Raw genomic sequence first — 14,602 nt, forward strand, 5'->3', positions numbered from 1 at the left:
AACATGAGGCTACAATTACTGGACCTAGTTAAAAAGACTATTCTGTTCAAATATGAATTGCCAAATACTGTTGCAAACATAGAACGAACAATTTTTTCAAACTTAAATGACAAGTGTTACGAAGCAACCAATAAGAACGATCTTGCAGAAATTATTTATAACTCAATTATTGAATATTCATTCAATGAATTTGAAATAAACGAAAAGGAATACAATGACCTTCAAACAATCGCTTTTCAGGACAGAATCAGATTTGATGAAAATGATTCGGACAAAACACAATTAAAGTATGGTTTTTTCGGCGAGGTCATTTTGTATGCAATCCTGAAAATAATATTTGGCGTTGATGCCTTGATTGCAAGAGGTGTCTTGTATAATCCATTAGAGAATTCTGAATCCAAAGGCTATGATGCTTATCACCTTATAGAAAGTGATTCTAAAATACAATTGTGGGTAGGAGAAACTAAATTTCATCAGAACTACACGCAAGCTGTTAATGATGTTTTGATAAAAATAAAACTAGCGCTATCGGATGACTACCTAAGGAAAAATCTTCTTACACTACGAAAGAACAAAGACAGATTAAATATTCAAGGTTCAACACTTGAAGCACTCTTGAATGATTGGGATAAGAATCCGAATATTATTATTACAAATGAACTAAATAAATATCAAATTGAATTAGTGTATCCTATAATAATCTTATTTCAACAAAACAAAGATGGATATGACGCAAGCATTAAAGCTATTCCTGAATATATCAAAAAGAATTATATAGTGGAAGAATATGCATTGTCGGTTCCTTGCTTTTTATACTTTGTTTTCATTCCTGTAGAAGACGTAAAAGCAATTAAAATAGATGTATTATCATGGATAAAATCAAAGAAGCAACTTCTGTAATAATTGGAATCAATCAATATCGCAACGGTGAAATCAAAGATTATGATTTGATAAAAACTGTTTGCACCTACTTTGATAAGATAAAAGGAGAAGAAATAACAGAATCGGATAGGAGGTTTTTGAAATTTATTTCCAATATAATCGGAATTCCTCACTTTTTTGATTTGTTAGATAAGTTCAATCAAAGTACTACCATTGAAAACTTTGACCTAAATACACTTTCTGCAATATTTTACGAAAGTACTTTGAATTTAGATGAAAAAATCAAGGTTCATAAATTTCAAAAGCGGATATTAGAAAAGTATACCCCGGGTGCGCTCAATAGGTATTTTCTTTCTGCTAGCACTTCATTTGGCAAAACACATATCGTTTTTGAAATAATCAAAAAGATGGAGTATAAAAATGTGGTTTTGATTTTTCCGACAATTGCACTTCTCTCGGAGAATTTGGAACGGCTCATATCCTCACATAACTATCAGTATTTTTTGAATAACTATGATATTCACACACTGAGTGAAGTAAGAGAGTTTAGTGAGAAGAATTTATTTATCTACACACCTGAAAGATTTCTTTCATTCATTGAAAATAAAACAAGTGATATAAAATTCGATTTTGCATTTATAGATGAAGTTTATAAAATTGATAATGAATACATCATTGATGAAGAGGTACGAGAAAATGAAAGAGATGTAGCATATAGATTAGCGGTGTTTGAACTACTACAACCTCATGTTGATGTCTTATTGGCAGGTCCATACATAGATTTTACTCAACAGAATGATCCAAAATACAACTCGTCATTTGACCGTTTTTGTTCAGAAAATCAAATCGAATTGATGGATTATAACAATTACGAAATTGTGAATAAAACATATGTTGATATTAAAGGTAGTCGAGAATATACTGTAGATGATGAATTGACGTTAGATTTTTCAAGTAACAAAAAAGATACACTATTAACTGAAACGCTAAAATCAGTAATTTCTATTAAACAGAATTCTATTGTGTATTGCTATTCCAAGGCTTCAGTTGAATCATACGCAAAAAAATTGCTGGCATCTAGATTGTTGAGTGATCATAATAATGCAGAATATTCTGAATTTATATCTCATATTGAAGAAAACTTCAATAAAGACTGGACTCTAATTGAAGCACTTAAACAAGGAATTGGAATTCATCATGGCTTGGTTCCAAAGTATCTACAAAAAGAGATTGTCTCTTTGTTCAATAATGGATTATTAAGAGTTCTAATTTCAACCACAACCATTACGGAAGGAGTGAATACTTCGGCAAAAAATTTGATTGTGCTTCACCACAAGAAAGGAAATAAGGAATTGAAAAAGTTTGATGCAAAGAATATTGCTGGTAGAGCAGGAAGATTTTTATTCCACTATAGTGGGAGAGTAATTGTTTTAAATAACAAATTTATGAATGCAATAAATTCTGAAGCTGAAGGGATCAAGCATAGAAATTATGATCTTGACGCACAAAAGGATGAGATTGATTTGTTCTATACAATTGAGGAGTTCCTTAAGCCTGAAGATAGACAAAGGAAGTTGAATATTGTTTCAATGCAGGAAGAGCGTGGAATCCCGGATTTCGTTTTTGCTCTTTATAAAGTCGTAAGTCGCTTGCATAAGATTCAGCTTTATGATCGTATTCAAAATATGACTATAGCGGAGTTGAGTTCTATTAAAGCATTGATTCGACAAATAAATTTTAAATTAAATATTGATTATGATGGGTTTCAAACTGTTTTAAATATTATCAAGCCAATTGTTCTTAATCCGAAAATGAAATTTTTAATTGAATATAAAGGAAAAAATGGGGAATACTCTGTTTTGACCCATTTAATTTACTTTTATCTTTCGGAAGGATTTTCAGGTTCTATTAGATATAAATTAAAGCATGGTATAAGTATTGATGAAGCAATTACTGAAACTTCTGATTTTGTTTACAATATTCTTAAATACCATGTTGTCAAATATTTAGGAGTATTCAATGTGATGTATAAACTCTCTCAGTCTAAAAATACTGGCAATACATTTGAAAATATTAATGGAATTGACCGACTGCTTACCAAGCTTGAATACAATGCAATAACAGAAAACGGAAGAATTGCAAGTGATTATGGAGTACCTTCCTCAATTGTTGATTATTATGAAAACCCAACAAACTCAGACAATATTAAGTCTCAATTTGATCAATATGAGAATGGTATTTTTGAGAGGGTAGAAAAGATTATCAAAAGAAAAGAAAATAGAAATGTATAGAATTTTGATTTTATTTATTAATTAGTTATACATATAAAACCATGCCATTGCAAGCGATAGAGCATCGAATAGGCCTGTATTCCTGTCCTCGCTAGTCCAGAGTTTGCGTTTTTTTGGTCGGCGTGTTTCAAGTTCTTTAAACTCTGTTAATAACCATTGAGAAATTTCAAATTTGGAGGTAACTCCGAAATTTTCAAATACATCCCGGATTTCATCTCTCGAAATATGAGCCACATGAAGATTCTCATTTTTTGCAAAAGCTGTAATTCTTGAAATCAAACTTCTGATTCGATTTCCGGTTCTTGATGATTTACCTTCCGGGTCTAACAATATCAAAACCATTGGTTTAAAATAAGTTATTGAATCCTTAATTTTATCCAAAAGCCGGAAATTGCAGATGGGGTTCATCCGGACAATTCCGTAATCAATTAATTTTCTTGGTCCACTCATGTAAACAAAGCCAAAGCCATTGGCATTTGGATAAATAGCATAAACAATTTTTGATTTTTCATTTTGTGTATTCATGTGATATTATCTAATTAATTTTTTAATGGTTTCTTCAAGAAATCTAATTCTTTGGGTGTTCTTTAATGTTATTTGATCTTTTTTTAATTCTGGTACTAATTGAATTAATTTCTGGATAAGTTTTAATTTAATAATCTGAGATTCCTGCTCGAACAAGGATTCAATCGGGACATCAAATAAGTGATGATATATAAGTAATAGTTCAATGGTTGGAGTTCTCTGACCTTTTTCATATCTGGAAATGTTGGAGTAATCCGGTAAATCCAATAGAAAGGCAATATCTTCCTGGACTAATCCGGACCGTTTGCGATATACTTTTAAATAGTTTGGTGGAGAAGTCATAAATTAAAATGGGCACCAGGAATTATTTATCCTGATGCCATAAGTTTATTCTTCTAAAGTTATCAATCGTAGACGGTAGAAATTGCCAATTTGTCAATTTTTTCGCCCTAGATCCATGTTTGGTTATAAATTTATGCTTCAATAAGTATCCGATTAATATAAAATTATAAAACAGGAGCCTCTGCCCCTGTCGAAACGCAAATGCTGTGCATATTGAAGGTTGTCGCAGATTGCAATACAACGGTGCAAAGGCACCGTTGCTAAGGAAATTAAATTCGATTACATGGTTCATAATCGAAATAAGAGAGGAAGTATCTGAAGTCAAGATGTTAACCCATACAGTCCTTCGTGATACCTGTATTTTAGAATAGTTAATTACATTTTGTCAAGTCGTATTTTCATATATTTGCTGAGTAATGCATTTTTTATTATTTGTGCTAATATAAAAAGTATGAGTCTAGGTAAACTTAAAAAGGTTGAACTAAGAGAGGGGTGGAAACACGAAGCTATGGATTTCACCCGATGGTTAGCTCAAGAAGAAAATCTTTTATTATTGAGCAATGAGATTGGATTTGACATTAAGCTCATCCAAACCGAAGCGAAAGTCGGTAGTTTTAATGTTGATATTCTGGGAGAAGAAGAAAACACTGGACATAAAATAATTATAGAAAATCAATTAGAAATAACTAATCATGACCACTTGGGTAAAATTATCACTTATGCTTCCGGTTATGATGCCCGAATTATTATTTGGGTTGTTAAAAATGTAAGAGAAGAACACCGGCGTGCAATTGATTGGCTCAATGAAAACACTATTGAAGAGATTGGTTTTATTTATTAAAAATAGAGTTATGGCAAATCGCTGATTCGCCACTCGCACCTAAGTTTGAGATTATCTCTAAACCAAATGATTGGGCAAAAGTAGTAAAAAGTTCTGTTGATAGCACTGAGCTTACAGATACAAAGATTAAACAATTGCAATTCTGGGACGCTTTTAAAAGTTATGCGAAACAAACGAACACATCTCTACGCTTCCAAAAGAGCTATCCTCAACACTGGACTAACATAAGTATTGGGAGTAGTGATTGTCATATTTCACTTACAATAAATTCAAGGGAAAATCTATTTGGGGTTGAAGTATATATTCCTGATAATAAGGAATTATTTACGAAATTAATAGGCGTAAAAAGCGAGATTGAAAACGAACTAAGTGAAAAATTAGAGTGGATGGAACTTCCGGAAAAAAAGGCCAGTAGAATTAAAGTTTCATATACTGGATATTTCGAACAGGAGCAAAATTGGGAAACTTACTTTTCATGGCTTCTTGGTGTTGCTGAGAAATTTAAATTAGTCTTTCCTAATTATTTTTAATTCTTCTATACTTTTCTTTGAAAGTGAATGGAACATTATTAATTAGAAAGCCTAAATATTATGTCAATAAGTTAGTAAATTGTAAGTTATTATGTAATTTTATGAACTAGATAATATATAATAATATGGAAAACGTTTTTCTAATTCATGGCTGGAATTATACTAATTATTCAAAATATGGCTGTAAAGATGCTTGGTCAAACAGAAATGATTTTATTATAGAGTTATCAAAATATTTCAATGTAATTAAATTGAATTTACCTGGATTTTGCGGTGAACCGGAGCCACCAAAAGATTGGAATCTTGAAGATTACGCCGATTTCTTTGAGCAATTTATTTTAAAGTCTAGGATAAAACCAGATTATGTTCTTGGATACTCTTTTGGCGGAGCTGTTGCAATTAAATGGAAATTAAATTATCACAATAACTCAAAAATTATTTTAGTTTCACCAGCCATAACAAGAGCTTATAAAGAGCGAAAAGAAACAAAATATTTAACAATTGGGAAAAAGTTAGTTCCACTCTTTATATCAAAATACTTAAGGCACATTTATCTTAAATTTATAATAAAGAATTCTTTTTATTTACAAGGAACTAAATTCTTGAGAAATTCATATCTTAATATTGTTAAGATTGATTTGGCAGATGAATTAATAAAGATTCCAAATGATAAAATACTTTTAATCTTTGGTGAAAAAGATTCCGCAACACCACCACAGGTATTTAAATCAAGAATTGGCAAAGGCAAAGTTTTGGATAATCTACACATTATTGAAGGGGGAGGACATGATATTGCGACTACTAACTATGAACAGATAGTTGAAATTATTAAATGTTTCGCTACATGAAGTTTAATGTCAGCATACTTAAATTAATTGATCACGAAGCGGATTTTGTTAATTTCAATGGTGATGAAGAGTTTGATTTTTTGGATATTGCTAAAATTAATAGTAACCCGTTAATTGATAATAACGTACTATATTTTTGTGTTTATGATAATGAGCCGGAATTAGAAGGCTGGTATAACGAAGTATTTGATAGAGGAAAAGAGATTAAAAATAAAATAGAGACATACAAAAATTGGTCTTATGTGATTGATCATGGTACTTTAAAAGAAATTGAAAATAATTCTGTAAAGTTAATAGTAGTGAATGATATTATAGGTTTTGCCAAATCCATTTTCCATTATGTGTTAACTCAAGTAGATCCCCAGATAGTTGCAATTACTGGTTCTGTTGGTAAAACAACTGCCACCGCATTATTAGAAGATGTGATTTCGACAAAATATTCCAGTTTGAGAGTGTACACCAAGCGAATTACACCACTTACGCTTTTTTCATATATTGTCAATTGCTTAGAATATTTTCATGAGGTCGTGGTGTTGGAAATGTCTTTATATAGGAAACACCATGTTTTTGAACTTGCCAAATTAATTACACCAAATATCGCAGTATTGCTAAACATTAAAAATATGCATATTGGTGTTAAGACTATTAATTCATTAAAAGATATATTTGAAGGTAAGATCCAGATAATACAACCTAATACAAAAGCAGTTATTAATAAAGCTGACGATTATTTATTAACTATTAATTATAATGTCGCTATTACATATTCTGCAAATGTTAATATTAATGCCGATATAATGCTTATTAGTTCCCAGTATAATAAAGTTCTAGTAAGTGTTTTTGACAGGATAATTGAACTTACGCTTTATATTCCAACTAGACTATTTATTGAACAATCACTGGTAGCTCTGGCAGTATGTCAGTTGATGAAAATTGATCTAAAGATGGCTGTGGAGAAAATAAGCAACTTTTCTCCAAAAGAGAATAGAATTAGGAAAATTATTATCGTCAACAAACCTGTGTATCTTGATGCAGATGTTACACATAGTGCGAGACTATTAGAAATGTCAGACAATTATTCGAATAATAGCTACTTAATAATTCATCATGTCGATTTTAACCTTGAAAATCCTCAATATTTGTGTGAAGATTTTTATAGGTGCTTTAAGCGGTTTACAAAAGTGATTATTAATGATAAAGAATGGAACCGTAAAAAATTAAGCGCAATAACTATGCCTGAGAACGTAATTTGGAAAAAGAAAGAAAAAATGCTTGAACACATTGAAGATAATAGTTTTATTGTTTACCACTATTCAATGTTTTTTAAAAAAAATCACTCGATTGAGGAAATTCAAAATTTAGAATAACGCCTAAGGGACGAGCCCAGTTAATCGCTATCTGTAAGAATCAATCTTTACTATCAAAATATTTTAATTCTGCTATACTTATTTTTACCAGTGAATGTAACATTATTAGTTCGGAAAACCACACACTACGCCCGCATCCTTGTATTTTTTCTAATATATGGTAAGATTTACCTGAAATTCAGGGGTTATTTGAAATTTAATTTTAAATAAAAGTTTAGTTATTTTAGGTTTTCACTTATATGGAAGCTTAAAATTGCTAAATTTTTATTCATTAAAATATAATATTATGACAAAAGTAATTTTAAATGAAATCACTCAAGATGACATTCTGAAAAAAATGCAACTTATGCAGGAGGATTGTCCTGAAATGTTTGCAACTCCTGGCGCAAGAAAAAATGAAATATGCATAGGGTATTATTATCCTGATTTTGCATTAGCCCAAGCACTTTATTTTCAGACAGTAGGATTATCAAGTGCCAGACCGGATAGTGCTTATTCAAAAAAGCTACCTGTTGAAGGTACAAATGAAGAAGATACCTTCTATCCAATGTTTGCTGATGCAGAAGAGTATATTCGTTTGGAGCTTGGAGTTGAGAATGATTAAAATTTATTGAAAAAATTACAAAAAATGGCCGGATTCTTATGGATTCGGCTATTCATTTTGGTATAACATAGAATAATTCCTTAATTCTGCTATACTTGTCTTTATTAGTGGATGGAGCATTACAAGTTCTGAAATCCAAACATTAGGCCCGCATAGTGCATGTTCGCTTCGTTCAAGAAGCTTAAATCCATTTTTAGCTTTATATGTAAGGGTATTATCAAATAAATTGAGTTCGGAAAAGACTTTTTGCATGAGTTCTTCTTTTTCAAACGGAAGCGCATAATAATAATATAAATAAGCATCTTTTAAGAGTTCGGAAAGAATCACAAGGTCTTTTACTACTTCATCAATCGCAATGTCCGATGCGTTTTCTTCATTATGCAAGTTCTGGAGACGTTCCATTAACTTTGATTCTTCCTGAAGGAAGCTTTCGGGAGAATATACTGTGCTTTTTAGTAACGACAATCGGTTTTCTCGAAGGTAAGCAAGGTCTTCCCGGACTTTACTCATTTGGCGTTCAGTTTGCTCCAAGGACTTTTGTCGCTTAGATTCGAGGGATTTTAAATCAGTTTTTACAAGCTTATCAATTTCTTCAAGTTCTTGCTCAGAATAATAAAGCTTGCTCATAACTTCACCAACCTTGCATTCAATGTATTTTGCATTAATACTTTTATTGGGATTAGGGCAAGTCTTTTCACATCTTGCACCATAATAAGTAATGCCTTTCTTAACGTATGGAGTATAGATACGCTGACAGTTTGCACAGCGAATCAAACCACGATATGGCAATTTTAGCTTTTCAGTATAATGAACACTTACTCGTTTTTTCATTAACATTGACTGAACACGATTAAAAAGCTCTCTGCTTACAAGGGGTTGATGACTATTGCTGAGGCGTAATCCATTTTCAGAATCCTTGTCATTGATCATTCCAATATAGAATGGATTGCTGAGAATTCGATGAATTTGTTGATAAGTTGGTATTCTGCAAATCGGTTCTAGTTTTATTACTTCATCAGATAGCATTTCCGCAGAAGTTCTCCTTCGTCTTGAAGGAGACATTGTAAGTCCTTGTTGTTTTGCCCATTCTGTTAAATCATGAAGACTCCAAGTACCCTCAGAATATTTTTCAAAATTGCTTTAATTATTGGAGCCTTGATGGGATCAATTGGTTTGTGTTCCGCTTTCCCTACATTTAAATATCCAACCGGAGCTCGGTAAGTGCAAATTCCTTCCTGACGGAGCTTTTTATTCTGATTTGAAACTTTCTCACTTATTACTCGGGAATAATGCTGAGCAAACATTGAATCCACATCCATGTGTAGCTCTCCGGCACTGCTATCAGAATCATATTGAGCTTGCACAAATCGAATATCAACTCCTTGCTTCATTAATTTCCGCAAAACACTATCATCGTTTTTATTCCGACTTGCCCTATCCCAACATAGGAAAATAACTCCCTTAAAATATCCTTCCTTTAGAAATTTTACTAATCTTAAGAATTTTGGTCTCTCAATTTTATATGTGACTTTTCCACCTTCATCAATTTCGAAATCTTCATCTTCTTTAAATCCAGTATGGCTTTCTCTTATGATACCGCCCTTGCAAAAGTTATCAATATCAACAAAAGCTATAGGGAGATGATTTGTCTTGGCAAATGGAATTGCTTCACTTACCTGGTAGGCTAAAGAGTTTTTTTGATTATCCACATCATCCGTACTTTTGCGATTGTAGCTCAAATAGTGATTTTTATATGGTTTTTCCTCCTCTACTTTTTTCATTAGATTAATTATATCATAGTAAATTTTGATCGGATAGTTGCTTTTTCAACTCTTCAATAGAATATCCTTCAGAAATAAGTCTATTTCGGATTTTTTGTAAGAGAGAACAGAAGCCGGAAATATTTTCCAATTCCACATCTGAAAAAATTATTTCTTTTTCGGGATTAAGATCCATGACTTTAAATCTTTTCATTATTGGTAATCCTCTTAATCAAAGAATTAAAATATGCTCCACGGTTTTTAATAGCGGTCTTTGATTCATGTTCATTGAAAATACGCCATACTTTTTCCAGAGTATCTTTGCCATATTTGTTAAAAGTAGATAACATGAAATTTATATATCTTTCCTTAAGGTTGGTAGCAATATTTAAGCAAAGTTGTTCATCAAGATTCCGAGGTTCGAAATCCGATAACTTTGTTTTTGCTTTAATGGAAGTCGATATATTATTTTCTTTATCATTGTCGATATCATGAGTCCTGCCATCAGTATTGACTGAAAATGATAAAGCAACAGATTTTATCTTGCTTTTTAGATCACTAAAGTTCTGACATTCACAACCGAAGTTCTGCTCTTGTTCTGCTTCACTAATGCCAGATTGTATATCAAATGTTCTGCCTTTCTCTGCTTCAAAGAATCTATCAAGAGTATTAATTTGCCCTGAAGGTAAAATGAATTCACCAAAACGAACTTCAAAAGAACCTCTGCTTCCAGTTCTTCTCTTATAATACAAGCACTTCTTCCGCTTTAAGGCCAAAAGTATTTTATTGATTGAATTCTCTGACTTTCTACCTTTAAATAGGTCTATTGAGATGTCTGTTAGACTGGTGGTAGCAATTCCATAAGGATTAGCATTAAGCCGGAGCCAGTTGTAAACTTGCATCTCACTTAAGGTGATGACTCCATTGCGAAAATCCGAAGATATTTTTCTTGGAAATGGTATCCAGTTTGCTAATTTATTTTCCTTATTATCCATTTACTTAATGTTAATCAGGATATAGTCGATATCTAGACGGCATTTAATGACATAATGGAAATTTCTGCTGTCTCTGTTTAAATTTATCAGGTCGTATAATCAATTCATGGACTATGAAAAAACACCCCTAAAAATCTTAATTCTGATATTACCTACTTTGGAAGAACCACCTTCCGGAATCAAAATAAGCTGTTTGGCATCAAACAAACAGATAGATTAATGCACACTTACATGATTGGTAAAACGGGAACTGGAAAATCGACTTGTTTAGAAACAATGATTATGCAAGATATTCATGCAGGACGAGGATGCTGTTTACTTGACCCTCATGGAGATCTAGTGGAAAAGGTTGTGAAGGCTATTCCTGAAGGTCGTAAAAATGATTTAATTTATTTCAATATTACCGACCCAAAACTAAATCTCAGATATAATCCATTTAAACGAGTTAGCTTGGAAAAAAGGTCTTTGGTTGCTTCCGGTATCTTAGATGTGTTCTCAAAGCTTTGGGATAGTGCTTGGGGAGTCAAATTGGAGCATATATTAAGGCACGCCATTCTAACCTTGCTTGATCAGCCAGAAGCTAATGTTGGTGATATTGTTGAAATATTACTGAATAAAAGCTTTAGAAGAAATGCTCTTCGATATGTCAAAAGTGAAAGTGTAAAGAAATTCTGGGAAAGAGAATTTCCGGAATATATGAAATATGATTTACTACCGGTAATGAACAAGATTGGTGGTATGCTGGTGCATCCGGCAATTAGACGAGTTTTAATTGAGAATAAGGAAGAAGTTTCATTACGAAAAGCAATGGATGAAAAGAAAATTGTACTAGTCAATCTTTCAAAAGGCCATGTCGGTGCAGATGTTGCCCATATCCTAGGTGCACTTTTCATAACTTCCATTGCATCGGCTTCTTTTAGTCGAGTGGATACCGAAGAAGAAAAACGAATTCCATTTATGGTTTACATGGATGAATTTCACAATTTCACCACATTATCTTTGGTCAATATGTTTTCTGAATTGCGCAAATTCAAAGTAGGGATGACTTTGGCACACCAATACATGAATCAATTGGATGTTGATATCAAAAGTGCTGTACTCGGCAATGCTGGAACAGTAATATCATTCCGAATAGGCACAGAAGACGCCATGCATATGGCGAAGGAAATGTATCCGGAATTTGATGTAGAAGATTTTATTAATCTCCCAAACTACAGGATTTATTTAAAGCTAATGATAGATGGGAAGCCGAGTAGACCGTTTAGTGGGAACACGATTTCTTATAATTAGTTTGTAAAATTAAACCTCAAAGTGACTCTTGATTGCGGACTGTTTGGATGAAAATGGGTCTTAATTTTGGGGTAGCTGTCAATCTTCTCGAACTGGAAAAAGTACTCGTAGACTAATACAGAAAGTCATGGATGAGCGAGGATAGGAATATCGGTTTATTTGATGCATTGTCGATGGCTTTAACGTGGTTTTGGCATAATGAATAGTAGACTGAAATTAACCGTAAAATTTAATTTGAAAAGTGATTGGTATTAATTGTAATATTCACCATTCTAGCATTTCAAATTAGATTAATTTTAACTAATGATGAATGATTTAAAAAAGGAAATTGGCCTTCTTCCCTTTGCTATTAATGACAAGGATCAAGTGGATATATATATCCAAAAAATAATTGAAAATGTAATATTCCTACTTATTGACTAATTCTAATGAAAAATATTCTGAACTGCAGTTGCTGTTTGACAATTATTTCAAGTTTTGATATACTCTAAAGGCAACTATGAAATTCTTTGGCTACAATTTTTATCGCTATTACAGTCCCTCATCCTAGAGAGCTGTTCTTTGCGTTTGTGATACACATACCTAAAAAAAAGCTCTTTAGTTAAGAGCTATTTGTTATTCACAATTTAATAATGTAGACCATGGAAAATCAAATTCGTCTCAACCAAGTATTACTTCAAAAGCAAAACAAATCCTTTGAAGAAATGGAAGAATGTAAGAATCGGAATTCTAGCTGTCAAGCTGTTAGTTACACGGCTTGCTTTACTGGTGGCCAATTGGGTTCAATCGGTTCTGGTGAACATACAGCTCCAGCAATGAAGTGCATTCTTTGTCATCAAGACGGAATTTGTAGGAAAAAGCTTGTTAAAAGTAGACTTGGATGGTATTAAAAGTAAAGCCTAGCAAAATAATATGCTGGGCTTTTTTATTCTATTCTAATCGAAACTTTGAGTATCAGTTGACTGGGTTCTATAATTAATTTAATTTTGAAGAACATCACTAAAATGGAGGAGACTTAGAAGTCTTATGCCAAGAAATGCGAATTGAAGAAAATAAAATCACTTGAAACTTATACAAGGAATATTCCTAGTAAGTTATATTTATCTGAGATTTGTAGTCTGTAGTGCAATCATGTATGGTCCAGAACTGATTTTTATTTCTTTAAAATTGAAATTAGTATAGGGCTTAGGTAAATCTTACATAAAATGCGTTGTTTTAGCTAATTGGTGTTAAGTAAAACCAAAATTAAATATATGTTGGTTTTAAATATTAAAATAAAATACATCAAATTGTTATGGAAAATTCGAAAAGGTTAAATGTTCAAAAAAAGAACTTCGATAAAAATGGATTTCTGATTATTAGAAATGCTTTGAGTAGAACTGAAATTGAGCTTTATAATTTATGCATAGATAAACTTTACTTAGATAAAAAAGAGCTAATCTTAAAAAGACCATTCTCGGTTGGACTAGATTGGAAAAATATTGTATCAGAAGATCATAACTTTATTAACTTAATAGATCATCCTTCAACCTTTAGTATAGTTTTAAAGCTGTTAGGTTATCATATTCAATTAGCCATGTCTCATGCAATAATAAGACCCCCTGGAGATCATTTCAAAGGATTTATTCATACGGACGGTGGCCAGGCAATGAGAAAGATAGAATATTCAAGTAAAGGTTTAAATTTTCAAATAAAAGTTCAATACTTTCTAACTGATGTTAAAGAAAAAGACTCTGGCAACTTTATATATTTTCCTGGAAGCCATAAAAATTATTTTGACGAAAGTAAGGAAAATGAGTATTTAATGTCCAATGCCCTTAAACAACTAAAAGTTAATGCCGGAGATGTCGTAATATTTTCGCATCTTTTATGGCATGGCGCAACGATAAATAGATCATTGACTGAGCGTAAAAGTTTAGTTTTTGTTACAATCAACTATTTATGAAACCTTATGATTATATATCTGCCGGCGAACAGCTATTATTGAAATGCACAACAAGGCAAAGAAGATTGCTTGGAGATGTTGGAGGGTGGAGAACAGGGGCAAATTATTATTCGCCATTTGATCAAATTATACTTATGGATGACATACAAGAGAGTGATCTCTAATTTAATAAATTTATGAAGGATTCATTTCAAAAATACAAAAACTACTTCTTAGATATTGACGAAAGTAATTTCAAAGATGTGATTGAAGCAATTTTATTATTACATGAAATTGTTAAAAATAAATACGATCTTAAGGCACCAAAATTTAATAGCAAGTCGAGCAATGGTCAAGCCAGAGAGTTTAAAAAATACCAGATTTTGGAATAGCAAGGTCGGAA

The 14,602-nt window shown here is 32.0% G+C and carries 13 protein-coding genes and 2 pseudogenes; 10 read left to right on the top strand and 5 right to left on the bottom strand.

Annotated elements, in window-relative coordinates:
* Positions 1-3 precede the first annotated feature (3 nt).
* Both IPK91_06190 and IPK91_06195 read left to right on the top strand, forming a co-directional pair.
* The gene (locus tag IPK91_06190; protein MBK8296860.1) at positions 4-900 is read left to right on the top strand and encodes a DUF1837 domain-containing protein; all 897 of its coding nucleotides are present in this window, start codon (positions 4-6) and stop codon (positions 898-900) included.
* On the top strand, positions 870-3,173 hold the full coding sequence (locus IPK91_06195) for a helicase (GenBank protein ID MBK8296861.1): 2,304 nt from the start codon (positions 870-872) through the stop codon (positions 3,171-3,173). Before IPK91_06190 ends, IPK91_06195 begins: the two co-directional genes overlap by 31 nt.
* A 21-nt stretch (positions 3,174-3,194) precedes the next feature.
* Here IPK91_06195 and IPK91_06200 read toward each other — a convergent pair whose 3' ends face one another.
* A complete protein-coding gene (locus tag IPK91_06200; GenBank protein MBK8296862.1) occupies positions 3,195-3,698 on the bottom strand; it encodes a hypothetical protein in 504 nt (167 codons plus the stop codon).
* A 6-nt stretch (positions 3,699-3,704) separates the two neighbouring features.
* Positions 3,705-4,040 (bottom strand): helix-turn-helix transcriptional regulator, encoded by a 336-nt coding sequence (locus tag IPK91_06205; GenBank protein MBK8296863.1) that lies wholly within the window; start codon positions 4,038-4,040, stop codon positions 3,705-3,707.
* A gap of 451 nt (positions 4,041-4,491) precedes the next feature.
* On the opposite strand from IPK91_06205, the pseudogene IPK91_06210 reads away from it, so the two are divergent.
* The 4 genes and pseudogenes from IPK91_06210 to IPK91_06225 all read left to right on the top strand — a co-directional run bounded on the left by IPK91_06210 (position 4,492) and on the right by IPK91_06225 (position 8,230).
* Positions 4,492-5,411: pseudogene (locus IPK91_06210) on the top strand (DUF4268 domain-containing protein).
* A 125-nt stretch (positions 5,412-5,536) separates the two neighbouring features.
* Entirely contained in the window at positions 5,537-6,259 is a 723-nt protein-coding gene (locus IPK91_06215; protein ID MBK8296864.1) for an alpha/beta hydrolase, read from the top strand.
* Positions 6,256-7,626 (top strand): hypothetical protein, encoded by a 1,371-nt coding sequence (locus IPK91_06220; GenBank protein ID MBK8296865.1) that lies wholly within the window; start codon positions 6,256-6,258, stop codon positions 7,624-7,626. The genes IPK91_06215 and IPK91_06220 overlap by 4 nt, the downstream gene beginning before the upstream one ends.
* 286 nt (positions 7,627-7,912) lie before the next feature.
* Positions 7,913-8,230 (top strand): hypothetical protein, encoded by a 318-nt coding sequence (locus IPK91_06225; GenBank protein MBK8296866.1) that lies wholly within the window; start codon positions 7,913-7,915, stop codon positions 8,228-8,230.
* A gap of 48 nt (positions 8,231-8,278) precedes the next feature.
* On the opposite strand, the pseudogene IPK91_06230 reads toward IPK91_06225, so the two are convergent.
* The 3 genes and pseudogenes from IPK91_06230 to IPK91_06240 form a co-directional block, all read right to left on the bottom strand.
* Positions 8,279-9,364, bottom strand: a pseudogene (locus IPK91_06230) (recombinase family protein).
* Positions 9,322-10,011 carry a recombinase family protein gene (locus IPK91_06235; GenBank protein MBK8296867.1) on the bottom strand — a complete coding sequence of 230 codons (690 nt, stop codon included), beginning with the start codon at positions 10,009-10,011 and terminating at the stop codon, positions 9,322-9,324. Before IPK91_06235 ends, IPK91_06230 begins: the two are co-directional and overlap by 43 nt.
* Positions 10,012-10,190: 179 nt before the next feature.
* Complete coding sequence (locus tag IPK91_06240; GenBank protein ID MBK8296868.1) at positions 10,191-10,985, bottom strand: hypothetical protein; 795 nt, start codon at positions 10,983-10,985, stop codon at positions 10,191-10,193.
* 231 nt (positions 10,986-11,216) lie between these two features.
* Here IPK91_06240 and IPK91_06245 point away from each other — a divergent pair, with 231 nt between their 5' ends.
* From IPK91_06245 to IPK91_06260, 4 genes are all read left to right on the top strand, one after another.
* Positions 11,217-12,275: a type IV secretion system DNA-binding domain-containing protein gene (locus tag IPK91_06245; GenBank protein ID MBK8296869.1), complete on the top strand. Its 1,059-nt coding sequence runs from the start codon at positions 11,217-11,219 to the stop codon at positions 12,273-12,275.
* 641 nt (positions 12,276-12,916) lie between these two features.
* Entirely contained in the window at positions 12,917-13,165 is a 249-nt protein-coding gene (locus IPK91_06250) for a hypothetical protein (GenBank protein ID MBK8296870.1), read from the top strand.
* A 404-nt stretch (positions 13,166-13,569) separates the two neighbouring features.
* Positions 13,570-14,220: a phytanoyl-CoA dioxygenase family protein gene (locus tag IPK91_06255; protein ID MBK8296871.1), complete on the top strand. Its 651-nt coding sequence runs from the start codon at positions 13,570-13,572 to the stop codon at positions 14,218-14,220.
* 176 nt (positions 14,221-14,396) lie between these two features.
* Positions 14,397-14,591, top strand: a complete 195-nt coding sequence (locus tag IPK91_06260) for a hypothetical protein (GenBank protein MBK8296872.1) — start codon at positions 14,397-14,399, stop codon at positions 14,589-14,591.
* The last annotated feature ends 11 nt before the right edge of the window (positions 14,592-14,602 follow it).

The organism is Saprospiraceae bacterium, from assembly GCA_016712145.1.
Classification (GTDB): Bacteria; Bacteroidota; Bacteroidia; order Chitinophagales; family Saprospiraceae; genus Vicinibacter.